Origin of the sequence: Termitidicoccus mucosus, from assembly GCF_038725785.1 — a bacterium.
Classification (GTDB): domain Bacteria; phylum Verrucomicrobiota; class Verrucomicrobiia; order Opitutales; family Opitutaceae; genus Termitidicoccus; species Termitidicoccus mucosus.
In genome coordinates this window covers 7207605-7231700 of record NZ_CP109796.1, presented here as the reverse complement: position 1 = coordinate 7231700, position 24096 = coordinate 7207605, and the positions used below count along the sequence as shown (strand labels likewise).

The following is a 24096-nucleotide window of genomic DNA, read 5'->3' as shown; positions in this document are numbered from 1 at the left end:
GGTCACACACCCCGGCTTGGCACGCGCACGATTTTCATCCCGGCGGCGGTGGCGGCGCGGATGCCCGGCTCGGCGTCCTCGAACACGAGGCATTTTTCCGGCGGCACGCCCATGCGCTCCGCCGCGAGCAGGAACATGTCGGGCGCGGGTTTGCCGCGTCCGGGCGCGACATCGGCGGGGGTGATGATGATCTTGAAAACATCAATCAGGTGCGCGGCGGCCAGCGCGGGAATCGCGACCTGGCGCAATCCGCCGGTCGCGATGGCGACCGGATGAGTCCTGGCGACGCGCTCGGCAAAATCGGCGACCGGCGCGATGCGGCGCACCTCGGGCATCAAGGCGAGAAACAGGCCCTCCTTGTAGTGGGTCGCCTCGTCCGGGTCGAGGGCCAGTCCGTAGTGTTTCGAAAAACGCGTCGCGACCTCCGGAGTCGGTATGCCGCCGAGCGAATAGAAAAAATCCTCGTCGAGTTTTCCAGGCATTCCGAAATGCCTCATCGCGGCGTCCCACGCGCGATAGTGCAACGGCATGGTGTCCACCAGCGTGCCGTCGAGATCGAAGATGTATCCGGCGAAGTCTTCGGAAGGAATGTCAAGTTGCATGATTCGTCGCTTGCTTTGAATGTCTGCCTTGGAATTTCGAGCGCCACGAGTGGGGAAAAGTAACAAGTGGCAAGTATCAAGTATCAGGAAAAGTGCGCGGCGAAGCCGCGGCTGTCTTCTTGTTACTTGTCACTTGATACTTGTTACTTTCCCCACTCCGTGGTGAATCGCTATTTCCTCTTTCCGAACCCGTCCGGATTGGCCGAGTGCCATCTCCACGCGGTTTCGACGATGGACTCGATGGTGTCGAACTTCACCTTCCAACCGAGTTCGTTCTTCGCCTTCGACGAATCGGCGTAGAGCGCAGGCGGGTCGCCGGCGCGACGCGGGCCTTCGGTGTACGGGACTTTCTTGCCCGTCACTTTCCCGACCGCGTTGATGACCTCGCGCACGGAGGTCGGCGTGCCGGTGCCGAGATTGTAGAAAAGCGCCGTCCCCGGTTTTTCGAGTTTCTCAAACACCGCGATGTGCGCGCGGCTGAGGTCGTCCACGTGCACGTAATCGCGCAGGCAGGTGCCGTCGGGCGTCGGGTAGTCGATGCCGAAAACCTGCAACGGCGGGCGCTTGCCGGTCGCGGCGTCGATGGCGAGCGGGATGAGATGCGTCTCGGGGTCGTGGTCCTCGCCGATGGCGCCGTCCTCGGCGGCGCCGGCGGCATTGAAATAGCGAAAGGCGGAAAAACTCAGCCCGTGCGCGAGCGCGAGCGCCTTGAGCGCGTTCTCCACATCGAGTTTGGTCTGTCCATAGGGATTGATGGGCGACTGCGGCATGGTTTCGACCAGCGGCATTTTTTCCGGGATGCCGTAGGTGGCGCAGGTCGAGGAGAAGACGAATTTTTTCACGCCTTTCGCCAGCATCACGCGCAACAGGCCGAGCGTGGCCACGACGTTGTTAAAGTAATACTTGAGCGGGTCGTGCACCGACTCGCCCACGTAGGCATAGGCGGCGAAGTGCATGACGAGGTCGATCTTCTCGTCCACGAGGATCTTGCCGACGGCGGACTCGTCGCCGAGATTCACGTCATAAAACGGCACATCGGGCGCGACCGCCCGCCGGTGTCCAAACACCAGATTGTCAATCACCACGGGGCGATGCCCCGCCGCGGTGAGTTGGCGGACACAGTGACTGCCGATATAACCGGCACCTCCTACGACTAAAACATTCATGCGGGTGAAGCTTGTATTGATTTTCAAGTGTGGTTGGCTAGCACTTTCCTTTCCAATTTCGCCAAGCATCCGCACCATGACTCTCCCTCGCATCGTCATCACAGGCGTCGGCCTGACCGCCCCCAACGGCAACTCGCTGGCCGAGTTCCGCCACAACCTTTTGCATGGCGTCGCCGGGGTGGAGCCTTACGACGTGCGCTACATGGGCCGCCTCGTCGCGGGCGTCTGCCATTTCGATCCGCTCAAGCATCAGCGCAAAAAAGAAGTGCGCGTGGGCACCCGCGCCGGGTCCATTTCCATTTACTGCGCGCGCGAGGCGCTCGCCGACAGCGGGCTGAACTTCGAGGCCGTGCCGAAGGACCGCGTGGGCATCTACATCGGCTGCACCGAGCACGGCAACGTCGAGACGGAAAACGAAATCTACGCCCTCTCCAAGTTCAACTACGACACCAAATACTGGTCGCACTACCACAACCCCCGCACCGTCGCCAACAACCCCGCCGGCGAGACTTCGCTCAACCTCGGCGTCACCGGCCCGGCCTACACCATCGGCGCGGCCTGCGCCGCGGGCAACCTCGGCCTCATCCACGCCGCGCAAATGCTCCGTCTCGGCGAGGTGGACCTCGCCCTCTGCGGCGGCGTCAGCGAAAGCATCGGCACCTTCGGCATCTTCGCCGCCTTCAAATCCCAGGGCGCGCTCGCCCACCATTCCGACCCGAAAAAAGCCTCGCGCCCCTTCGACAAGGCCCGCAACGGCATCGTCATCTCCGAGGGCGGATGCCTCTACACCCTCGAACGCCTGGACGACGCGCTGGCCCGCGGGGCGAAAATCTACGGCGAGATCGCCGGCTATCACGTCAACAGCGACGCCTCCGACTACGTCCTGCCCAACCCCGCGCGCCAGTCCGAATGCGTCGCCCGCTCCATCGCCCACGCCGGCCTCGCGCCGCGCGACATCCACATCGTCAACACCCACGCCACCGCCACCCCGCTCGGCGACATCCAGGAGGCGCAGGGACTCGCCCAGGTTTTTGTGGACTGCCCCGACACGTTCATCAACAACACCAAGAGCTTCATCGGCCACGCGATGGGCGCCGCCGGCGCGCTCGAACTCGCGGGCAACCTGCCCTCCTTCGACGACCTCGTCGTGCACCCCACGATCAACGTGGACGAACTCGATCCGCAATGCGCGCTCCCGAACCTCGTGCTCAACCAGCCGGTGAAGGTGAAACGCGTTGACGCCATCCTCAACAATTCGTTCGGTATGCTCGGCATCAACTCGACGCTGATCGTGAAGCGATTTGTTGCCTAAGCCGCCAAACCCTCCTATTTTTCCAACATGACCAAAGACGAATGCAAACAAGCCGTGATCGAAATCATCGCGGACATCGCCCCTGACGAAGACCTCGGCAATCTGAAGCACGACGTGCGCCTGCGCGACCAGTTGCAACTCGACTCGATGGACTTTCTCGACATCGTGATGGAGCTGCGCAAACGCCACGGCATCGAGGTGCCCGAGAGCGATTACATGCAACTCGCCTCGCTCGACAGTTGCGCCGAATACCTCACGCCGAAATTCACCGCGCTGGGGAAATGACGCCGGCGCCGTGGCGGGCTGGCCTTGCCTCGGTTCCGCGCACGCCAGTCCAGCCGCCGCTGGGAACGCTCAAAGCCGGGATGAAAATCCCGGCTTTGGCGTCCCTGCCCGCCTCGCGAGAGCTCGGCCCCCCACCAAAACCTCTTTGGTAATGTAAGCAGCCTCACTTCAATTTCACGCGAAGAACGGCGGTTTCGCCGTTGCGGCTGGTTTGGAGGACAAACTCGGTGCGGGCCGTGTCGGCGGCGATTTCGTCCAGTTTCCGGATTGCGTCGGCATAGGTCGCGATGGCGGCGCCGTCGATCTGCCTGATCCAATCCTCCATGCGCAGGCCGGCGATGGAGGCGGGGCTGTCGTGCTTCACGAAACTCGCCACCACGCCGGCGGACTCGGATTGTTTCACCCGGCGCGCCACGGCGTCGGAGTAAACAAACTCGCGCACGGCGAAACCGGGCGCGTCGAAATACTTCCGCTCCGCCTCGGCGGTGTTGCGCGGCTCGTCGCCGAGCGTCACGGGCAGCTCGACGCGTTCGCCGCTGTTGCGCAGGACGGAGAGGCGCATCACGTCCCCGGGAGCGCGGCGGGCGAGTTGCAGTTCCATCCAGGCGGGCACGACGCGGTCGGGTTTCAGGCGCGGAAGCGGTGCGCCGTCGATGCCCACGATGATGTCGCGCGCCTGCACGCCGCCCTTCTCGGCGGGGCTGCCTTCCAGCACCCCGCTGACGACGAGCGCGGACTGGTCGTCGAGCTTGAGCAAGGCGGCGAGCTCGGAATCGACGGGCTCGACGGCAGAGAGGCCGAGCCATGCGCTGGGGCGCCCGAAGACGTTTTGCGGCACCCGGCTTATCCACGGAAGGATTTCCGAGGCGAGGCGGGCGACGGGGGTCTCGTCGGTGTTGACCAGAAAAACGGACTGGCCGCGCTCGGCTCGCGAATACATGAGAAAACTCTCGCCGAAACCGCCCTGCCCCACCCCGGCGAGCGCGCCGTCCGCCGTGAACACGGGCAGGTTGGGACCGGCGATCTCGTCGAGCGCGAGAAGCGAACGCCGCGGCAGCGTCATGAGCGAGGACACCTTGCTTTCGAGGAAATACGGAGCGAAATCCTCGTCCTTGTTGCGCAGGCCGATGCCCCAGACAGTCGCGCCGATGCCGGGCTCGGGCGCGCCGGGCTTCACGAACACGGTCACGGGGACAAGCGCGTCGCGCAGCGCGCCGGGCGCGACGCGGATGTAGCGCCAGCCGGTGAGCCCATCGGGGCCGATGTATTCGGCGGGCGAATACCCGCTGGTTTTTTGCCCGGGGCGGTAAACGCGGAAATCGACGAGGCGCGAGGGCGGCGTGAGGTTGCTGGCGGCTTCGCCCGGAATGGCGATGACGCCGTCGGCGTCGAGCACGAGGCCGGAAACGATGGTCGAGCGGCGGTCTATCTCGGTCTCGGTCTGGAACTCCACCGCGACGACGCAGCGCACGCGCTCGCGCCAAAGCACGGCCAGCGGGGACTCGGCGGAAGGTGAGGGAGATTGCGCCGCGGCGAAGAGATGGAGAAAGGACAAAAATGCCGCGCATGCGCCGGCCAGCCGGAGGCCGCGGCGGCGGCCGGGGCTGCTTCTGTCAAGTGAAATTCGGTGCGTTGTTGTGGTCATGGTTCGATACGAAGAGCGGGCATGGCGCGCAGACGCGAAAAGCGCGGCGACCGCGGCAGGAATCGCGGCCGGATGCGTTTTTCTCATCCGATGGGCTCCGCCGCGCGGGTAAATGCGCGACGTTGACGGTGAAGGGGATTCGTTCACAGTGGGCGTTTTTTCCGATGGCTACGCAAAGCAAAGACTACGACTTTTCCCAAATCGAACCGCATTGGCAATCCGTTTGGGACGCACAACACACGTTTCGCGCCACCGCCGACACGTCGAAGCCCAAATACTACGTGCTCGACATGTTCCCCTACCCCTCCGGCGCGGGCCTGCACATCGGGCATCCCGAGGGCTACACTGCCACCGACATCGTCGCCCGCGCCAAGCGCGCGCAGGGCGCCAATGTCCTCCACCCCATCGGCTGGGACGCGTTTGGCCTGCCCGCCGAGCAGCACGCCGTGAAAACCGGCACGCACCCCGCCTCCAACACGCAGAACAACATCACCAACTTCCGCCGCCAGCTCAAGGCCCTCGGCTTCTCCTACGACTGGGAGCGCCAAGTGGACACCACCGACCCGCGCTACTTCCGCTGGACGCAGTGGATCTTTCTCCAGCTCTTCCGCCGCGGCCTCGCCTACGTGGACGAGCGCCCCGTGTGGTGGTGCCCCGAACTGCGCACCGTGCTCGCCAACGAGGAAATCGTGGACGGCAAGTCCGAGGTCGGCGGCTATCCCGTCGAGCGCCGCAACCTCCGCCAATGGGTGCTCCGCATCACCGCCTATGCCGAGCGCCTGCTGGCCGACCTGAAGGACGTCGACTGGCCCGACTCGACCAAGCGCATGCAGGAGGCCTGGATCGGCCGCAGCGAAGGCGCCGAGGTGGCCTTCGCGCTGGAGGACAAAGCCGTTTCCGCCGATGCGTCCGTCATAAAAGTCTTCACCACGCGCCCCGACACCCTCTTCGGCGCGACCTACATGGTCATCGCGCCCGAGCATCCGCTGGTCGGGAAACTCACCACGCCCGCGCAACGCGACGCCGTCGAGGACTACCGCAAACGCGCCGCCGCGAAAAGCGACCTCGAACGCACCGACCTCGCCAAGGGAAAAACCGGCGTTTTCTCCGGCTCGTTCGCCATCAATCCCGTCAACGGCGCGCGTCTCCCCGTGTGGATCGCCGACTACGTGCTCATGGGCTACGGCACCGGCGCGATCATGGCCGTCCCCGCGCACGACCAGCGCGACTGGGAATTTGCCCGCCAGTTTGACCTGCCCGTCATTCCCGTCGTCAACGCCCCCGAGGGCGCCGCGGTCGATCTCGCCAAGGCCGCCTTCGAAGCCGAGGGCGTCATGATCAACTCCGGCTCCTACGACGGCCTGCCCGTCGCCGAGGCGAAAAAACGCATCACCGCCGACCTCGCCGCCAAAAACCTCGGCCGCGCCACCGTCAACTACAAGCTCCGCGACTGGCTCTTCTCCCGCCAGCGCTATTGGGGCGAGCCCTTCCCCATCGTCTGGGTCAACGAAACCGACTACCGCGCCGCCCTCGCCGCCGCCTCGCCCGCGCTCCGCGCCGGATTCCCCGCCGAGCCCGTCACCTACACCGACAGCGCCACCAGCCTGACCTGGTTCGCGCTCCCGCTCCCCGAGGCCGCGCTCCCGCTCACGCTTCCCGAGGTCGAGAGTTATCTTCCCAGCGGCACCGGCGAGAGCCCGCTCGCCAATGTCACCGACTGGCTCGAAATCTGGTTCAACGCCGCCACCGGCGAGGCCGTCCCCGCCTCGCAGCCGAAACCCGCCGATGGATTTTCGATTCTCGATTCTCGATTTTCGATTGGCGGAGCCGCCGCTCCGGAATCCGCGCCCAACTCCGTTCCGGCGCGGCAGCGCCCAATCGAGAATCGAGAATCGAAAATCGCCCCGCCCTCTGGCTGCGCGCCCGCCGCGAGACCAACACCATGCCGCAATGGGCCGGCTCCTGCTGGTATTACCTGCGCTTCCTCGACCCGCGCAACGACACCGCCTTCGCCAGCCCCGAGGCGCTCCGCCACTGGGGCGTGCCCGACCTCTACATCGGCGGCGCCGAGCATGCCGTGCTCCATCTCCTCTACGCCCGCTTCTGGCACAAAGTCCTCTTCGACGCCGGCTTTGTCCCGCAGCACGAACCCTTCAAAAAACTCTTCCACCAAGGGCTCATCCTCGGCGAGGACGGTGAAAAAATGTCCAAGTCCCGAGGCAACACCGTCAATCCCGACGACATCATCCGCTCGCACGGGGCCGACACGCTCCGCCTCTACCTCATGTTCCTCGGGCCGCTCGAAGCCATGAAGCCCTGGAACCCGCAGGGCATCGAAGGCGTGCACCGTTTCCTCCAAAAAGTCTGGCGCGAAACCATCGACCGCGAGGGCGGCCTGAATCCGAAAATCTCCGACACCGCCGCCGATTCCGCCGAGCTGACGAAACTTTTCCACGAGACCGTCAAAAAAGTCACCGACGACATCGACGGCCTGCGCTTCAACACCGCGATCTCGCAGATGATGATTTTCGCCAACGCGCTCCAGAAAGCCACGACGGTGAACCGCGCGACCCTGCGCGCCTTCATCCAGCTTCTCGCGCCCTTCGCCCCGCACATCGCCGAGGAACTCTGGGCTCGGCTCGGGGGCTCCGGCTCGGTCATCGACGCTCCCTGGCCGAAATACGATCCGGCCCGGCTCGTTTCCACCGAGCAAAAAGTGATCATCCAGGTCAACGGCAAGCGCCGCGGAGAACTCATCCTCCCTGTCGGCGCGACACAGGAGGCAGCCTTCGCCGCCGTGAAGGAAAACGCCGAGGCCGCCCCGCATCTCGCGGGCAAGGAAGTCAAAAAAATCATCTACGTGCCGGGACGCATCCTGAATCTGGTTGTCGGATGAAAGGCGGCTTCGCCGCCAGTTTAAGTTGAAGTTGAAGAATCCGGCTGCGACGGTTTGGACTTAAATTTAAACTTCCAACCTAAACTGGCGGCGAAGCCGTCCCCTTCATCGTGCTCTCACGCTTCCTTCCACCAGATTTCGATCCGCGCAAGCCCGTCGCCCTCATCGCCGGGCAGGGGCGCTATCCCATGCTCGTGGCCGACGCGATCCGCCGCGCAGGCGTGCCGCTGCGCCTGATCGCGTTCGAGGAGGAGACCCGCCCCGACCTGTTCGACTCTTTCCCCGAAAACGAACGCCGCAGGCTCCTCGTCGGACAGCTCGGCAAGGCGCTTCGCGCCCTGCGCGATTTCGGCGCCGGCTACGCGTTCATGGCCGGGCAGATCACGCCACGCCGCCTCTTCGGCGGACTCCATCCCGATCTCGGCGCGATAAAAATCCTCTTCTCCCTCAAGCGCCGCAACGCCGAGACCATTTTCGGCGCCATCGCCGCCGAGATCGAGAACGCGGGCGTGCGCATGCTCGACGCCCGCTCCTTTCTCGACGACCACCTTGCCTCCTCCGGCGTGATGACCGGCGGAAAATTTCCCATCAACCGCGAATACCTCGAACACGGCGTCCATATCGCCCGCGAATCCGCGCGCCTCGACATCGGCCAGGGCTGCGTCGTGCGCAAAGGCACCGTTCTCGCGGTCGAGGCCTTCGAGGGCACCGACGAAATGCTCCGCCGCGCCGGAACCTTCAAAACCGACGGCACGCTTTTCGTGAAAACCGTGAAGGCCAACCAAGATTACCGCTTCGATGTTCCCGTCTTCGGCCAGCGCACGCTTGAAGTCATGCGCGAGTCCGGCCTGCACGCCGCCGCCCTTGAGTCCGGCCGCGTCATCATCGTGGACAAGCCCGCCGTCATCGCCCAGGCCAGGGCCTGGGGCATCTCGCTGCTGGGGTTTGAGTGAATCTGCATTTTGAATGGATGAAAAAGAACTCACCACTCTACGAGGCGCAGCCGAGTGGCTTGACAAGCCGCAAAGGACTCGAAGAAAGCAGCCGGACTCCTTTCGTGCCCGCTCTTTCTTTGCGCCCTTCGTGTCTTTGTGGTGAACACAATTAACATGCCCGCCATCTGCCAACCCGCTTCCGACGACCTTTTCGCCCGCGCCCGCCGGCTCATTCCCGGCGGCGTCAACTCCCCGGTGCGGGCGTTCCGCTCCGTCGGCGGCGCGCCGTTTTTCGTGAAGGCCGCCTACGGCGCCACGCTCACCACCGCCGACGACACCGAACTCATCGACTTTGTCTGCACCTGGGGGCCGGCCATCCACGGCCACAACCACCCCGCCATCCGCGACGCCATCGCGCTCGCCTTGGAGCACGGCACCTCCTTCGGCATTCCCAATCCCTACGAGGTCGAGATGGCCGAACTCATCGTCAAGTTTTTCCCCTCCATCGAAAAAGTCCGCATGTGCAACAGCGGCACCGAGGCCACCATGACCGCCATCCGCCTCGCCCGCGGCTGCACCCGGCGCGACAAAATCATAAAGTTCGCCGGCTGCTACCATGGGCATTCCGACTCGCTCTTGGTCAGCGCCGGTTCCGGCGCGCTCACCCACGGCCATCCCGACAGCGCCGGCGTCCCCGCCGCCTTCGCCCGCGAAACCATCGTCCTTCCCTACAACGACACCGCCGCGCTCGACGACGCCTTCGCCGCCAATCCCGGCCAGATTGCGGGCGTCATCGTCGAACCCTACTGCGGCAACGTCGGCTTCATCATCCCCGATCCCGGCTACCTCGCCCACCTCCGCGCCGTCACCGCGCGGCACGGCGCGCTGCTCATTTTCGACGAAGTGATGACCGGCTTCCGTCTCGCCCGCGGCGGCGTGCAGGAACTGGAGGGCATCACGCCCGACCTCACCACCCTCGGCAAAATCATCGGCGGCGGCCTCCCCGTCGGAGCCGTCGGCGGGCGCGCCGACATCATGGACCAGCTCGCGCCCGACGGCCCCGTTTACCAGGCCGGCACGCTCAGCGGCAACCCGCTCGCCATGGCCGCCGGCATCGCCGCGCTCAAGCTCCTCGACGAGGAAAACCCCTACGCCCGCCTCGACGCCCTCGCCGGCCAGCTCCGCTCCGCGCTCCTCTCCACCGCCCGCGCCAAAGGGCTCCCCATCCAGGTCCCCCAGCGCGGCTCCATGTTCAGCGTGTTTTTCACCGACAAACCCGTGCGCGACCTCGCCAGCGCGCTCGCCTCCGACGCCGCGCGCTATGCGAAATTTTTCCATGCCTGCCTGCATGCTGGCGTGTATCTTGCACCAAGCGCCTACGAAACCGCCTTCCTGAGCACCGCCCACGAAGGCGTCCACCTCACCCGCGCCAGCGAAATCATGTGCAACGCCCTGAAAACATTCTGATTATCGGTTAAGAAAAACCCGTCCCAATCGTTCTCCTGTCCGTCGTCCTCCTTTTCCAAAAACGCCGATGCCCGTCCGCCTTCCATCTGTTTTTCAATGCGCCGGTGTTTCGCTGGTGCACCCATTTATGAACAAGCTTGCCTCTTCAGGCAGGGCGAGGCGTCCCGCCGAGCCGCGAAACGCCAACGGCCCGGCGGGACGCCTCGCCCTGCCACGCCTCGCCCGCCTGTGCCTGTTCCTCGCGGTCTCAGCCGGGATCGCCCCCGCCCAGCCGCCCGCCGACGCGCCCATCCTTCCGCTCGACGACCTGAAACCCGGCCAGGCTGGCGAAGTCTGGACGGTTTTCCAAGGCGAGACGCCGGAGCCCTTCTCCGTCGAAGTCACCGGCGTCATCCGCAACGCCCTCGGGCCCGGCAAATCGCTCATCCTCTGCCGCCTCACCGACCCGCGCGTGCAAAACATGGGCGCCGTTGCCGGCATGAGCGGCAGCCCACTCTATATCGACGGCAAATTCGCCGGCGCGCTCAGTTACCAAGTCCAGCGTTTCGAAACCGTGCGCCACGCCGGCTTCACGCCCGCCGCCGACCTCATCGAAGTCAGCCAACTCGGCCAAGGCTCCGCGGGTTTCCTGCCCTTGGAAGAAAATCCCTCTCCGAACCCGCGAGTGGCCCGGCAATCCCAAGCAAACAGCGGCGCGGATGCGCCCCAAAGGAGCGCGGGCATTCCTGCCCGCGACCTCGCGGACAAGTTCCGAGCGGAGCGAGAAGCCTGCCATGTCCGCGCTCCTGACATCGACACCCCCTTCGCCCCGCTCCTCCCCGTCTTTGCCTTCGGCGGAGTCGCCCCGCAAGTCGCCTCGCTTTTCCGCGACGATTACCAAGTCCTCGGGCTCTCCCTGACCACCCTCGGCGGCTACATCTCCACCGATGCCGCCGCCAGCGACACCACCGGCGCGGCGGAGCCCCAGCCCGCATTCCGCAATCCGCATTCCACAATCGCCACCCTCCGCCCCGGCTCGGCGGTTGCCGTGGCCCTTGCCACCGGAGACATCACGCTCGCCGGCACCGGCAGCGTCTCGCACGTTGACGGCAACCGCATCCTCGCCTTCGGGCACCCCATGCTCTCCCTCGGCGCAGTCGAATTGCCCATGGCTCTCGCCGACATCATCACCATCCTCCCGTCCAATCTCAACTCCGTCAAAATCTCCAACACTGGCGCCGTCATCGGCACCATCCGCCAGGACCGCCTCTCCGCCATCTACGGCGAAATCGGCCCCATCCCGCCAATGCTTCCCATCGAGGTCCGCACTCCCGCGCGCACCCTGCATTTTTCGACCATCCGGCACGATCGCCTCACGCCCATGCTTGCGTCCACCGGTCTCGCCCAGGCCGTGCTTGGCTCCAACGAAACCGGCCTCGCCGAAGGCTTCCGCATCAAAACCACCATTGCCTACCCCGGGGAGCGCCGCCTCGAAACCGACACCCTCTACGCCGGCCCGCAGGGCTTCGCCGCCGGCATCGGCAGCCTTGTCCAGCGTCTCGCCGCCTCCCTCGGCAATCCCGTCGCCGATGTTTTTCCCGAGTCACTTTCCTTCACGGTCGAACCGCTCGAACGCAACCCGTCCGCCAATATCGACATCGTCCAACTCTCCCGCACCCGGCTGACCGCCGGCGACACGCTGCAAGTCACGCTCACGCTCCGCGATTTCCAAGGCGACGCCGTCCGTGAAACCATCCCCATCGACATCCCCGCCGATTGGATCGGCCGCGGGCTCGAACTCGTCATTCTTCCCGGCTTCGAACTCGACCGCCAGGCCGGCCGCCCCGTCACGGCGCGCCTTGCCCAGATTCGCACTTTCGACGCCTATCTGGACCTCATGAGCGACCAGCGGGCCAACGACGGTCTTTACATTGCCGTGGTCGAGCGCGCCAGCGCCTTCATCGACCAGACCCGCCCCACTCTCGACTACCCCGGCAGCATGGAACGCATCGCCCGCCGCGCCGACGACGCCCGCTACCAGAAACGCAGCGTCCTTGTCCCTCTCTGGGAAAAACACATCCTGCCCGGCCGGCTCCTCCAATCCAACTACCGCCAATCGCTCCAGATCACGGAGTGAGAGTTGAATACCGTTTTCGCACTTATCGAGGTAGGGCGAGGCGTCCCCGCCGAGCCGCAGGGCAGCAACGGCTCGGCGGGGACGCCTCGCCCTACCTATAGCATTTCAAATAAAGTTATAACCGCATGCGGAAAACCAGCCGAGGGCATCCTGAGGGGAGACGGCGAGCAAGGCCGAGGCGATGGCGTTGAGCAGATCGGAGTGGGTGCGAGCCTGGGCCTTGCGAAGGAGGGCCTTGACCTTGCTCCACATCATTTCGATGGGGTTGAGATCGGGAGAGTAAGCGGGAAGGAAGCGGACCTGTGCGCCGGCTTGTTCGATGAGGGCGAGCGTCCGGTCGTTTTTGTGGGCGCCAAGGTTGTCCATGACGACGATGTCTGCGGGCCGAAGCGTGGGCACGAGTATCTCGCGAACATAGGACTGGAAGACCTCGGTATTGGTGGCACCCTCGATGGTCATGCAGGCGGTGGTGCCGTCCAGCCGCACCGAGGAGATCATCGTGGTGGTGCCCCAATGCCCGTGCGGGGCATGGCAGACCAGTCGTTGGCCCTTGGGCGCGCGACCGCGCAAGCGCGTCATGTTCGTCTTGGCCGCCGACTCGTCGATAAAGACCAGCCGGGCCGGGTCGAGCCCGCTTTGGCCGCGTCTCCATCGGCGGCGCGCTTTCGCGATGTCCGCCCGGTTTTGCTCAGCCGCATGGAGCGTCTTTTTTTATATGTCAGCCCCATCTTCTTGAGCACCCAGTGGATCGCCCCAATCGTGCAGTCCAGCCCCAGCCGCTCCTTCATCTGCGCCAGCGTCAGCTCCGGCTCTTGGGCGATCAGTTGCTTCAACGCCTGCCCATGCTCCGGCAGCACCTTCGCCTTCCTCCCGCAATACCTATACCTCGGCCTCAAATCCCCCGTCCTTTTCCTCTGCCTGAGCAGCTTCTTCACCAGCTCCAACGACACCTTGAACCTCCTCGCCACCTCTTCCCTGCTCCCCTCCTTCCCGTCATACGCCTCCACTATCCTCTCTCTCAGATCCATCGATATCGCTTTCTTCATCCTCTCTTCCTTATCTCTCTCCCTTTAGGTTACAACTTTATTTGAAATGCTATAAAGTGTGAATTTCATTGGGAATTGGCATTAAACTGGCGGCGGCCTCGCCGCCGCTACGGCAATTGCGCACCTTGCGCGAGCAGACGTTCGCGGATCGCGCCAAACGGCACCTCGGACGGGACGACCCCGCGCGCCGCGGCCTCCGCCGCCGCCACGCCGCCCGCATGCCCGATCGCCATGGAAATCGGCGTCACGCGAAACGCCGCCGAGGCCTCGTGCGTCGCGCTGATGCAGCGCCCGACCACGACCAGGTTCGCCGGCTGCTCCACGAGCAGGCTGCGCAACGGAATCTGGTAGGCCGAGTCGGGCTTCAGATGCGTGGTGTTGGTCACCGCCTGGCCGTCCGCCGAATGGATGTCGATGGGATATGCACCGAGCGCCACCGCGTCGTCAAAGGCGCGCGCCGACAGCAAATCCTCCGCCGTCAGGATGTGGCGACCCTTGATGTGCCGGCTCTCCCGCACGCCGATCTTGGCCGCGGTGTCCATGCGAATCGCGCCGGCGAAACCGACGGCGTGCTTTTTGAGGAACGCAAAAATCTGCGCGCACTGCTTGCGCCCGATGGCCTCGGCCCGGCTGAGCTGGAACGGGTCGGTCGCGTCGAGCCCGGTCACGCGCGACGTGTTCAGGATCACGACCCCCGGCTCCGCCGTTTCGAAAAACAGCACCTGGTCGCGCGGCACATCCACCTCGCCGCGTTCGCGGGCGGCCTTCCACGCGCTCAGAAAACCCGCCAGGCTGATGCGCGGCGACTCGCGCAACCGGCGCGCCGCCTCCTCCGGGCCGCACGGGTGAAACAAAAACTCCTCCGGATGCGCCAGCGCGTAGGCGCGGATGGCGGCGGTGTCCACGTTGGCAAGCTTCAGGTTCGTGGTCATCGGCTGCGCGGCGCAGTCCTTCTCGCGCCCGAGTTGGAACGGCACGCCCGCGCGCACCGCCAGGTCGGCGTCGCCGGTCGCGTCCACGAACACCTTGGCCGCGAGCGACATCAACCCGGCCTTGTTGCACACAATCACGCGCGCCAGCGCGCCGTCCTTCGCCTTTTCGACCGCGGCGATCTGCGTATGGTAAAGCACGCGCCCGCCCGCTTCCGCCAGCATCGTTTCCAGCTCGATTTTCAGTTCCTCGCTGTCAAACGGCGTGACCGTGCTGCAATAAGTGGTCGTGTCGGGGATATGCCCCGTGCTGGCCCCGCGCGCCTGCAACCGCGCGATGATTTCGTCGGCGATGCCCCGCACCACCTGCTTCCCGGCTGGGTTGTGAAAACTCATCATCGGCCCCACGCCCATCGCGGTGAGCGAGCCGCCCAAAAAGCCTTGCTCCTCGACCAGCAGCACGCGCACGCCGGTCCGCGCCGCCGCGATCGCGGCCACCGCGCCGGACACGCCGCCGCCCGCGACCAGCACGTCGCAGTCCGGTCCGCCTTTGATATCGAGTGCGAATTTTTGCTCAGGAAATGACGCGTTCATGGAGTATTCTGGTTAGTGATACGTGGGTCATGAGGGCAAAGATTGCCTTCATGACGCGCCAACCCTCACTCCCTTCCGGCAGCGTGACAAGCCCGAGTCACTGGTCTCCTTTGTGCCTCGGCGCGGGGTGATAGCCGGTGTCAGTCCTTAATCTTGGGGCGGAAGCATGCCGGTGATAAATCACGGTTTGTTTCGCGGGAGAAGCACTTCGAGGACTCGCATCGCGTAAATGCGGTGGAGAAAATCGTTCGGGTGGTTCACGCCGTTGCCGGAGAGATCGAGATAATTTTTGCGCTCCAGCATCGCGATCTCGGTGCCGGTGAGGTCCACGCGCGCGATTCCCGGGCGGCGGATTTTCAGCGCCTCGTCGCGGATGAACTTCACCGGCTCGAGTCCGGCCGGCTGGTTGGAATTGTTGAGCATCGGCGTGATGATGACGAATTCCGTCTCCGGCGAGCGGGCGCGCACGATGTCGATGATTTTCTCCATGTTTTCGCGGTGCGCCACGCGCCGCTCCTCGTTGCGCTCGTTCATCCCGAAGGCGAGCAGCACGAGATCGGGCTTGAACCAGGCCACCTGCGCATCGGCCTGCGTGGCGGCATGGCCCGAAGTGCCGCCGGCGCGGGCGTGGTTCATCAGGGTGACCGGCGCGCCGTAAACACGGCGGAGTTCGCGCGCCACCAGCTCGCCGTAAGCCTGCTGGTAGGGCCACAGGCCGTCGAGGCGCGAACAATTGAAACCGGCCGAGATGCTGTCGCCAAAAACAATCACCGAGAGCGGGGCCTTTGCGGCGAGGAGCCTTTTCGTGCGCGGCAGGTCGTCGATGCCGGAAAGCGCGGCGGGCCACCGCCAGTCGCGCGCCGCAGGCTCGTAAGTCACCTCCATCTGGCGCTCGTGATACCAGCCGCCTTCCTTCAATTTGACGGGGCTGCGCACCAGCGTGATGTTGCCCTGTTTGTCCTTGCGCTCCGACAGGAAAAATTCGTCTGCGACTTGCACCGGCGCGGCGGTGCTGGCGGGCAGCACCAGTTTGCCTTCGCGCAAAATCCAGTCCGCACCCTCGCGCAATTTTTCGCCGGTGCCGAGGCGCACCACCTCGATGATTTTTTTCGCCGGATAAAGCAGCGACAACACGACCTCGGTGTCGCGCTTGCCGGCCAGCGCAAGGCACGCCTCGCGGTAAACGACCGGCCCGCCGGTGACCGGCGCGACGCGCTCGCGCCAGTCGTCCGTCCAGCCTTCGGGCGAGGCGAGTTCGAGCACGGGGACGTCATCGGCGAGCGCGTAAACCTCAAGCGGCAGCGGCGCGCCGGTGATGCGCGCGGCGAGACGGATTTTTTTCGTCCCGCCGCCGGTTTGGGCGAGCGCGGCATTGACGGCGTCGGTGATATCCACGACGCAGTTTTTGTTCGTGCCGCCCGGCTTCACGGGCAGGCTGCCCGCGAGCGTTTCCGCGCCGTCCGGGGCGACGGCCAGCACATGCAACGCGCCGCGCGCGACCCCGGCGGACTGGCCGGGACGCTTGACCGGGATTTTTTCCAGATCGCCGAGCTTGAGCCGGGCACAGGGCGTCTGCCCGAATGCAAACGATGCGAGGTCAAACTCCAGCGTCACGCCGGCGGCGCAGCCGGGCTCGTTGGCGAGCACGCCGCGGCTTTCGGCGCCGGGCACGGACTGGCCGGTTTTTGTCACACGGGCGACGGGCAGCGGGACAAACGAAGAGGCGGCATGCGCGGCACTGGCGGCGGCCAGCGTCACGGCCATGGCAGCCGCCAGTCCGGACAGGTTTCTGTGTGATTTCATCGGGCGTGAGACGGAGGAGTGAAGGTTAGCGCGGCAAATCGGGCCGCAGTTGATACGTGGCTCCGGCGGCCGCCTCGAAGCGGACAAGGTGCGTGCCGTCGCCGGACTCCGCGGGATGGCTTTTGGCGACGCGCGCTCCCTCGGCAAAAACAGAGACGGAAGCCGGCGCGCGCACGGCGCACGGACCGGCAGTCGCGGCGGTGATCTGCGCCTCGCTCAACACACCGCGCCGCCACGCCGCCGCGACGGTGAAGCCGCCGCGCGCGCGCAGGCCGGAAAAGGCACCGTCCGCCCACGCGGCGGGCAGCGCGGGCAGGAGCGCGATTTCGTCCTCATGGCTTTGCAGGAGCATCTCCGCGACGGCGGCGGTCGCGCCGAGGTTGCCGTCGATCTGGAATACGCCGCGGGGCGTGTTCTTGGCCGGGTGCGTGTCCATCAGGTTCGGCGCGGTGCAGCGGCGCAGCAATCTGCCGAGGGCATCGCGCGCGCGCGCGGCGTCGCCGAGCCGCGCCCAGAGGCAGGCATTCCACGCGAGGCTCCAGCCTACGTTGCTGTTGTCGCTGATGTTGAGCGCGCGGGCGCTGTCCGCGCTGCCTTCGGCGCGGGCGAGCAGGGATTTGCGCGCGGCCTCCGCGAGTTCCGGCGCGGCCCGCGGCGTGATGGCGTCGCCGGGATAAACCGCGTAAAGATGCGAGAAGTGCCGATGGCCGGGTTCGCGCTCGGGTCGCTCGGTGGACCATTCGAGGATGCGCCCATCCGTGCCGGTTTGGGTCGGCGCGAGACGTTTCCGGGCGGATGCGACCTCGTCGGTAAACGCGTCACGGATGCCGAGGATTTTTGCCGCGGCGAGGCAGTGGTCAAAAAGCTCCGCGACGATCTGCTGGTCCATCGCCGGTCCCATGTCGAGCGAGGAGAAGCCGCCGCCGGGCAGCAGAAACGCGTTTTCCGGCGAGATGGACGGGCCGGCGACCAGCAGCCCGGTGTCCGGCGCGGGCACGAGCCAGTCGAGGAAAAACTCCGCCGCCTCGCGCATCGCCGGCCACGCGCGCCCGCGCAAAAATGCCTCGTCGCGCGTGAACTCGTAGTGTGTCCAATAATGCTGACAAAGCCAGCCCGCGCCCGTCGGCCAAATTATGAGGCCCTTGACGGGGCCGGTAAACAGCCACGCATTGGTGCGATGCGAGACGACGAAGCCCCGGCACCCGTAAACCTCGCGCGCGGTTTTTCGCCCGTTTTCGCGAAGCCGGTCGATGAGGTCGAAGAGCGGCTCGTGGCATTCGCCGAGGGATGCAGTGTTGGCGGGCCAGTAGTTCATCTGCGCGTTGAGGTCGAAGTGCCAGCCCGAGAACCAGGGCGGCTCAAGGCGGTCGTTCCAGAGTCCCTGCAAATTCGCCGGGAGCCCGCCGGGGCGCGACGAACTGATGAGCAGGTAACGTCCATAATGAAAATGGAGCGCGACCAGCGCGGGGTCGGACTCCGCTGCGTGACGTGCGTTTTCGATCCGTCGGTCCGTGGGGAGGGCGGCTTCAGGCGCGGCGCCATCGCCAAGGTCCAGTGACACTCGGCGAAACAGCGTCTGAAAATCGGCGGTGTGCGCGGCGCGCAGGCGTGCATAGGGAATCGCGACGGCGGCCTCGGCTTGCGCGGTGCAGCGCGCGCGCGGGTCGGTGGCATCACGGTAGTCGGTCGCGGCGGTGACGACCAGCGTGGCGGCGGTCGCGCCGGTCACGCTCAACCGTCCGCCGTCGGCGCGCACGCTCCCGCCCTCGGTGACGATTCTCAGGCGCGCCACAAAAGCGGTGCCGGCGTCGGGTTTTCCCCGGTCGGCCTGGCCGCGCAGCTCGAAGGCATCGTCGCCATCGGACGCGCCATCGGCGCCTTCCGCGCGGTCCAGCCGGGCGGAAAACGAGAGCGCGCCGGGCCGGTCGCAGGCCAGCCGGACGACGACGGCCTGATGCGGCGCGCTGGCAAAGACCTCGCGGGTGTGCGCGACCCCGCCCGAGCGAAACGCCACACGGGCGACCGCCGCGTCGAGATCGAGTTCGCGCCGGTAGTCCGACACTTCTCCCGGCAGCGCGAAGTCGAGCCGAAGGTTCCCGAGCAGTTGATACGCCCCGGCCGGCCGGTCGCCCAGAAGTTCGCGCGTGACGAGCGCCGCCGCGCCTTTGTAATTACGTCCGAAAAGCATCCGGCGGATTTCGGGCAAATGCCGGTGCGCGCCCGCGCGGTCGTATTCGCCGGGCCGCCCCGACCAGACCGTGCTTTCGTTGAGCTGGATTTGCTCTGCGGCGCCGCCGCCGTAAACCATCGCCCCAAGGCGTCCGTTGCCGACCGGCAGCGCCTCCAGCCACTCCGTCGCGGGCCGCTCATACCAAAGCAGCGGCACGCCTGCCATGGTCCGGACGAAAAAAGCGGGCCAAAGCAGCAAAAGCGACAGGACGGCAAAGACCGGGGATCTCATATTCATAGGGTGTTTTATTATTCCAAGGGTTCGCCGGCGGCGCGGTCCCTCACGGTGCCGAGGCCCGGACGCTGCCAGACTTTCACGTAGTCCACAGTCATCGCCTTGCCGTCGATGGCATCCGTCACGTCGCCCGCGAAATACATGATCGCGAGGCTGAGCCAGACCGGGCACTCCCAGTGGGCGATGTCATTTTTGCGCCGGTGGATGATTTTATCGTCGAAATAATAGATCAATTCGTCCTCGTTCCACTCCAGCGCGTAAGTGTGAAACCCGGCGCCCAAATCCACGGCCACGAGGCGGTCGTTTTCCTGCACCGCCAGTTCCTCCCAGCGGCCGTTGCCCCAGTATTCGATTTTATAATCGTGAATATAATGAACGTATTCCCCGCCGTTCATCCAGCCGGTCAGGAATTGCACCGCCCCGATTTCCTTTTCCTCCCCCAGGTCAAGCTCGATGAATTTTCCCTTTCCGGGCGCCAATATCCACGAGGTGCGAATGTCGTTGTCGATCGCCGCCTCCGGCCTGGTGTAGGCGTGCTGCGGATGAAGCGGGCTGTGCGCGGTGACTTTTGCCTTCAGCGCGTAGTTTTCCAGGCCGCCGGAATCCCGGGCCGTTTTGCCGTCCTCGATATCGGGGTAATAGCCCTTGTCGTTTTTGGGAAACAGACGGATTTCCCTCAGATGAAAATGCTCGGCGTGGCCGGTGGAAAACCTGATCTTCCGGGTCCTGACAGGCACATCCAGCGATATCGTCCTGCCGGGCTTTCCGCTGGGCGGCGAGAGGCAGATGCTTTTCCCCCACGCGCCATGACGCTTCTTTCCCGATTTTTCATCCGTCCAAAAATCGCTCCAGTTATGGAGGTTCACGTTTATTTCGTCGGGATAGTGGCCCTCGTTGATGTCTATCTCGAAGCGTTTTTTGCCGGCTGGAATCTGCTGCCAGCCCTGTGTCATCAACCAGAAGGAATTGTTCGTCCCGGTGGCTGCGGCGTATTTATAGCGGCACTCGAAGTAGCCGTATTTGAAGAGCTTTTTCGTCCAGATATTTCCCGCGGTCCAGTCCTGTCCGCCGCGATTTTCCTTTTTGCCAATCAGCTTTAACACACCGTTTTCTACGCGTGCGTTTTCGCGCCATCGGCTGCTCAGGATATGTCCGCTCGGGCCGTTTTGCGAAATCCACTCCCGGTCCAGATCCGCGTCCGCATAGTCAAACTCGTCCGCGAAAACCAGCCGCCACTCGCCGCCCGGAGGCGGGTCGGCGGAAAGCGGGGCCTCGATAAAAACAATCGATGCGAGGCTTAATAATAAATATGATCGGACTTTCATGTTTTTGATTATGAACGGCACCCAGCCCTGCCGCTCACTCATCGCGTTCCCTTCAATGTGACCGGCGGCGTTTCGATGGCGGCTTGCCCGGGCAACTCCAGGCGGAGGCGCAGCGTGATGTCCTGCGAGGGCGAAATGTCCGCCGCGGTGAACTCGTAGGGAAATGTGTCGCAGTTGATAGGCGGCAAGCCACCGTCGTCGAAGACGAGCCGGGCATGGCCTTGCGCGGGACGGCCTGTCAGCGCGACAAACACGGAGTCAAACCCGAACGGCGAGCGGATGCGGAACGCGCGGCCCTCGCCCCACCCCTCCGGCAGGTCGAGTTTCACGGGCGCGGTTTCGAGCGGTTTCATGGACGGCCAGAAATCCTCCCGGCGCGCGTCAAAACTTAAAACCGCCCAGCCACCGCGCGGCAGGCTGACGGTCAGCCGGCCGTCGGCGTCGCGGGGCAACAGGCTGCCGCCGTCGCCGGCCTTCGTCCGCAGGAGCGCGGGCGTTTTTTCGGCGACACCGGTCAGGCCCTCGTCAACACGGACGCGCGCGGTGGTGTCGCCGAGGGCCTGGTTGAGCAAAATCAGGTGGAATTTCCCGGGGCTGCGCGCGCCGATGAAATCGACTTTCGGCGTGTCCACGCCGAACGCCTTGCGGTCGAGCCAGGGGCGGCAGTCGGCGTCGTCGAAGACTTTTCCCGGCGCGCCGCTCGGGAGGCGGTTGGAAAACCAGACGTAGCCAAGCTGCCGGACGTAGGGGAAACGCACCGCGCCGCCGGTGCGCGTCTCGGCGTCGGTGAACAGGTAGTCGAGCACCATCGCAAAATGCGGCGGGACGTGATGCCAGTAGAGCGAGGTGAGGTCGGGTCCGTTTTTCGGATAGTCGGGACGGTGGAAGGCCGCGATGTGGTCGGTGAGGTAGTAGCCGGGGTAGCTCGCGGCGCGGCCGATGAGCGTGCCGCGCGCAAAAATTCTCCAGTAGTCGTCGCCGGTGATCGCGGAGAGGCGCAGGAGGTTCGCGGCCCACGACGAGAGCATGATGAGGCTCATCGGCGGGCGGTAGGCGAACTGCACCGAGGTCGGCTGCTCGATGCCGAGGCCGACGGGCGAGGTGAGCCACGCGGGGACGATCTGCTCGGGAAGCGCAAGCGTGGTCGGAGCGGCGCGGCGTTTCCGCGGCTTCGGCAGCATTTCCTCCGTCCAGCCGAGGCGGCTCAGCTCCACACCGTCGCCCCACCAAATCGGCGCGCGGAGGGAAAAACTGCCGCCCTTGTTCAGGGTGCGCGGCGCGTTCGCGTCCGGCAAAACGGGGTGGACGTAGAGGCCGGCGACGGTTTGCTGCGCGGCGTCAACGGCGGCGTCCAGCAGGCGCCGGTCGTTGCGCAGTTCGTAAAGGTCAAGCAGTTCCCACCACGCCGGATACATGCTGGTGTTGTAGAACGACGACTCGGACAGCGGGCGGGCGGGATTCGCGGTGAGCGAGCGCGCGGCCCACGCGGCGGCCTCGGCGACGGCGTCGTCGAGCAATTTTCCCGGGGACGAAGGCTGGCTGCGGAGCAGCGCGAGACGGCCCGACCAGCCGGGCGCGCGGGCGGTGTTCTGCCCCGCCGTCGCGTGGTTCTGCCGGTCGACATAGCCCCGCAGCCACGGGTTGAGGCGGCCCAGCAGCGCGTCCGCGCCCTCCCAGACGGCGGCGGGCTGCGCGGAGTTGTCGAAGGCGATGCGCGCGCCTTTCGGCGAAAGGTAGCTGTTGTTCTCGGCGTTGAGCGCGAAATGCGTCTCGGGGCGGCTGAGCAAAAACTCCAGCGTGGGCAGCGCGCGGCGCCGGTAGAAATCCGCGTCGCGCGCAAGCGTGGCGGCGGCGAGGTAGGCCAGCGGCGCGGCATGCGTGACGGTCGAGGGAGCCTCGATGTTCGCGGGACCCTTCAACTCCGGCAGCCAGAACGCGTGCGCGTCGTCTCCGAGGAGTCCGGCAAGGTTGAGCGCCTGTTCCGTGAGCGAGTTGGCGAACGGCTCGCGGTAGTCGCGCACCTTCCACAGGCGCGCGTCGGCCTCGCGCATGACGGCGTCCCACGGCAGCGGCGCGGCGGCGACCTGCCACGCGGCGGAGACACGCCCGCCCTGCGCGGCGCGGGAGTTTTTGCCGCCGGGCACGGGCGAGAAAACATGCGCCTGCGCGCCGTCGGCCAGGCCGGTCAGCGTGAAGCCGTGGCTCGCGTTGTCATACGCCGGCCAGTCGGCCGTGAGCGTTTCCGGGTCGGCGAGGACGCCCACGGTGACGCTCCGAGAAAAGCCTCCGGGCCGCGCCGTGACGAGCGCGAGCGGGTGCGGCGTCTTCGACGAGAGCAGCAGGCGCGGCGACACCGGCAGCCGGCGGTATTGGTAGAGCGGCGGGAGTTGCACGGCGCTGACCGCGCTTTTGGGAAACAGCGGTCCGGGCGCGAAGGCCATTGACCAGAAGGCGTCGCGCGGCGCGGAAAATTCCGCCTCGACGCGGACGAGGTGTCCCGACTCCGGCAGCGTCCAGCGCAGCGTGGCGGACAGGCTGCCGTCGGCGGAGCGGCAGGTGGTCTCGGCGGAGCGCGGCCCGAGCGCGCGGACGGCGGCGGGCGGCAGCGCCAGCAGGCTGCCGGCGACGAAGGGGTCGCGGATGTCGGCGGCCAGCGTCACCTCGCGCCCGGCGACGCGCCAGGCGGTGGTCTCCTTGTTTGTCCACGAGGGGAAAACGTCGTCCCAAAACGCCGCTTTCGCATCCGGCTCGCGCGCGATGGCGAGCAGCGGTTCGACGCCGTGGGCGAGCGGCGGCAGGCGGTCGCCGTCCGTCAGGAACACCGTTTCGCGCCAGACGAGCGGCGCGCCGTCGGCGGACTTCGCCGCGAAAAAGCGGACGGCGATGTCGGCATTGCGGATTTCCACGAGCGGTTTCGCGCCCGGCCCGGGCGGTGTCGGCGCGGCGGTCGCCGGGAAAACGCGCTCCGGCTGGATGACGGGGCGATAAAAGCGCCGCAGCGACTCGCGTTCGCGGCTGTTCGGATCGAACGCGGTGCGCGTCAGGAGAATGGCCTCGAGGCGTCCGAAGTGCCGCCGCGTGTCGTCGATTTCGAGCGTATGCGCTCCGGCGGCGAGATCGCGCGCACCGACGTTTTCCCACCAGAGACCGTCGCGCCCGTGCTGGCCGGACTCGCGGTCCAGCGGGTTGCCGTCAATGCGCAGGAGAAAGCGGCGCGCGCCTTTTTCGTTGTCGGTGGAGTCGAGGCTGCGCGTCCACACCTGGTATTCGCCCGGCTCGGCAATCTCGAACCCCGCGAGGGCGACGGCGGGGCGGTTCGAGGAGCGGATGTGGTTGCCCTTGGCGTCCCAGGGACCGAGAACGGCAAACGTTTCCGGTTCGATAAGAAGGGTATTGTTGGGCGCGGGATTTTCGGACGCGGCGGATGCGGGGACGGCGAGCGCAAGCACGACGGTGCAAAGTGCCAGGAGCGCGGCGGCGGTTTTCGGGACGGAGGTCATGGGCAGGTTTT

Annotated in this window: 15 protein-coding genes and 1 pseudogene; 6 read left to right on the top strand and 10 right to left on the bottom strand. The window is 65.7% G+C overall.

Translation table 11 applies throughout. The annotated features are described in order from the left end of the window. Positions 1 to 2: 2 nt before the first annotated feature. Both OH491_RS25400 and galE read right to left on the bottom strand, forming a co-directional pair. Positions 3 to 602, bottom strand: coding sequence for an HAD family hydrolase (locus OH491_RS25400; protein ID WP_068768451.1), 600 nt, complete (start codon positions 600 to 602; stop codon positions 3 to 5). Positions 603 to 772: 170 nt separating this feature from the next. Next, positions 773 to 1768 carry a UDP-glucose 4-epimerase GalE gene (galE, locus tag OH491_RS25395; RefSeq protein ID WP_068769730.1) on the bottom strand — a complete coding sequence of 332 codons (996 nt, stop codon included), beginning with the start codon at positions 1766 to 1768 and terminating at the stop codon, positions 773 to 775. 76 nt (positions 1769 to 1844) lie between these two features. On the opposite strand from galE, the gene OH491_RS25390 reads away from it, so the two are divergent. Next, the gene (locus tag OH491_RS25390) at positions 1845 to 3080 is read left to right on the top strand and encodes a beta-ketoacyl-[acyl-carrier-protein] synthase family protein (RefSeq protein WP_068768452.1); all 1236 of its coding nucleotides are present in this window, start codon (positions 1845 to 1847) and stop codon (positions 3078 to 3080) included. Positions 3081 to 3107: 27 nt separating this feature from the next. Next, complete coding sequence (locus OH491_RS25385) at positions 3108 to 3365, top strand: acyl carrier protein (RefSeq protein WP_068768453.1); 258 nt, start codon at positions 3108 to 3110, stop codon at positions 3363 to 3365. A gap of 163 nt (positions 3366 to 3528) precedes the next feature. Here OH491_RS25385 and OH491_RS25380 read toward each other — a convergent pair whose 3' ends face one another. After that, positions 3529 to 4920 (bottom strand): PDZ domain-containing protein, encoded by a 1392-nt coding sequence (locus OH491_RS25380; RefSeq protein WP_068769731.1) that lies wholly within the window; start codon positions 4918 to 4920, stop codon positions 3529 to 3531. 254 nt (positions 4921 to 5174) lie between these two features. On the opposite strand from OH491_RS25380, the pseudogene leuS reads away from it, so the two are divergent. The 4 genes and pseudogenes from leuS (at position 5175) to OH491_RS25355 (ending at position 12424) form a co-directional block, all read left to right on the top strand. Next, positions 5175 to 7906: pseudogene (gene leuS / locus OH491_RS28345) on the top strand (leucine--tRNA ligase). 110 nt (positions 7907 to 8016) lie between these two features. Next, a complete protein-coding gene (locus tag OH491_RS25365) occupies positions 8017 to 8859 on the top strand; it encodes an LpxI family protein (protein WP_334318965.1) in 843 nt (280 codons plus the stop codon). Positions 8860 to 9015: 156 nt separating this feature from the next. Beyond that, on the top strand, positions 9016 to 10308 hold the full coding sequence (hemL, locus tag OH491_RS25360) for a glutamate-1-semialdehyde 2,1-aminomutase (RefSeq protein ID WP_068768456.1): 1293 nt from the start codon (positions 9016 to 9018) through the stop codon (positions 10306 to 10308). A 127-nt stretch (positions 10309 to 10435) separates the two neighbouring features. Next, entirely contained in the window at positions 10436 to 12424 is a 1989-nt protein-coding gene (locus OH491_RS25355; protein ID WP_068768457.1) for a SpoIVB peptidase S55 domain-containing protein, read from the top strand. Positions 12425 to 12529: 105 nt separating this feature from the next. Here the strand turns inward: OH491_RS25355 and OH491_RS25350 are convergent, their stop codons facing one another. The 7 genes from OH491_RS25350 to OH491_RS25320 all read right to left on the bottom strand — a co-directional run bounded on the left by OH491_RS25350 (position 12530) and on the right by OH491_RS25320 (position 24085). After that, positions 12530 to 13096 carry an IS630 family transposase gene (locus tag OH491_RS25350; RefSeq protein ID WP_068771281.1) on the bottom strand — a complete coding sequence of 189 codons (567 nt, stop codon included), beginning with the start codon at positions 13094 to 13096 and terminating at the stop codon, positions 12530 to 12532. Beyond that, complete coding sequence (locus tag OH491_RS25345) at positions 13000 to 13470, bottom strand: IS630 transposase-related protein (protein WP_145928476.1); 471 nt, start codon at positions 13468 to 13470, stop codon at positions 13000 to 13002. The genes OH491_RS25350 and OH491_RS25345 overlap by 97 nt, the downstream gene beginning before the upstream one ends. A gap of 107 nt (positions 13471 to 13577) precedes the next feature. After that, positions 13578 to 14993 (bottom strand): FAD-dependent oxidoreductase, encoded by a 1416-nt coding sequence (locus OH491_RS25340; protein ID WP_068768458.1) that lies wholly within the window; start codon positions 14991 to 14993, stop codon positions 13578 to 13580. Between the two features lie 180 nt (positions 14994 to 15173). Next, on the bottom strand, positions 15174 to 16796 hold the full coding sequence (locus tag OH491_RS25335; protein WP_084441779.1) for an SGNH/GDSL hydrolase family protein: 1623 nt from the start codon (positions 16794 to 16796) through the stop codon (positions 15174 to 15176). Positions 16797 to 16821: 25 nt separating this feature from the next. Further along, positions 16822 to 19191 carry a glycoside hydrolase family 95 protein gene (locus OH491_RS25330; RefSeq protein ID WP_068769732.1) on the bottom strand — a complete coding sequence of 790 codons (2370 nt, stop codon included), beginning with the start codon at positions 19189 to 19191 and terminating at the stop codon, positions 16822 to 16824. Positions 19192 to 19274: 83 nt separating this feature from the next. Further along, entirely contained in the window at positions 19275 to 20585 is a 1311-nt protein-coding gene (locus OH491_RS25325) for a family 16 glycosylhydrolase (protein ID WP_334318966.1), read from the bottom strand. 38 nt (positions 20586 to 20623) lie between these two features. Continuing rightward, a complete protein-coding gene (locus OH491_RS25320) occupies positions 20624 to 24085 on the bottom strand; it encodes a hypothetical protein (protein WP_068768461.1) in 3462 nt (1153 codons plus the stop codon). Positions 24086 to 24096: the final 11 nt, after the last annotated feature.

What these genes read in the sequence shown, in the direction of transcription:
- OH491_RS25400 (WP_068768451.1), bottom strand. Translation starts at nt 602, where the DNA reads ATGCAACTTGACATTCCTTCCGAAGACTTCGCCGGATACATCTTCGAT.
- galE (WP_068769730.1), bottom strand. Translation starts at nt 1,768, where the DNA reads ATGAATGTTTTAGTCGTAGGAGGTGCCGGTTATATCGGCAGTCACTGT.
- OH491_RS25390 (WP_068768452.1), top strand. Translation starts at nt 1,845, where the DNA reads ATGACTCTCCCTCGCATCGTCATCACAGGCGTCGGCCTGACCGCCCCC.
- OH491_RS25385 (WP_068768453.1), top strand. Translation starts at nt 3,108, where the DNA reads ATGACCAAAGACGAATGCAAACAAGCCGTGATCGAAATCATCGCGGAC.
- hemL (WP_068768456.1), top strand. Translation starts at nt 9,016, where the DNA reads ATGCCCGCCATCTGCCAACCCGCTTCCGACGACCTTTTCGCCCGCGCC.
- OH491_RS25355 (WP_068768457.1), top strand. Translation starts at nt 10,436, where the DNA reads ATGAACAAGCTTGCCTCTTCAGGCAGGGCGAGGCGTCCCGCCGAGCCG.
- OH491_RS25345 (WP_145928476.1), bottom strand. Translation starts at nt 13,470, where the DNA reads ATGAAGAAAGCGATATCGATGGATCTGAGAGAGAGGATAGTGGAGGCG.
- OH491_RS25340 (WP_068768458.1), bottom strand. Translation starts at nt 14,993, where the DNA reads ATGAACGCGTCATTTCCTGAGCAAAAATTCGCACTCGATATCAAAGGC.
- OH491_RS25335 (WP_084441779.1), bottom strand. Translation starts at nt 16,796, where the DNA reads ATGAAATCACACAGAAACCTGTCCGGACTGGCGGCTGCCATGGCCGTG.
- OH491_RS25330 (WP_068769732.1), bottom strand. Translation starts at nt 19,191, where the DNA reads ATGGCAGGCGTGCCGCTGCTTTGGTATGAGCGGCCCGCGACGGAGTGG.
- OH491_RS25325 (WP_334318966.1), bottom strand. Translation starts at nt 20,585, where the DNA reads ATGAAAGTCCGATCATATTTATTATTAAGCCTCGCATCGATTGTTTTT.
- OH491_RS25320 (WP_068768461.1), bottom strand. Translation starts at nt 24,085, where the DNA reads ATGACCTCCGTCCCGAAAACCGCCGCCGCGCTCCTGGCACTTTGCACC.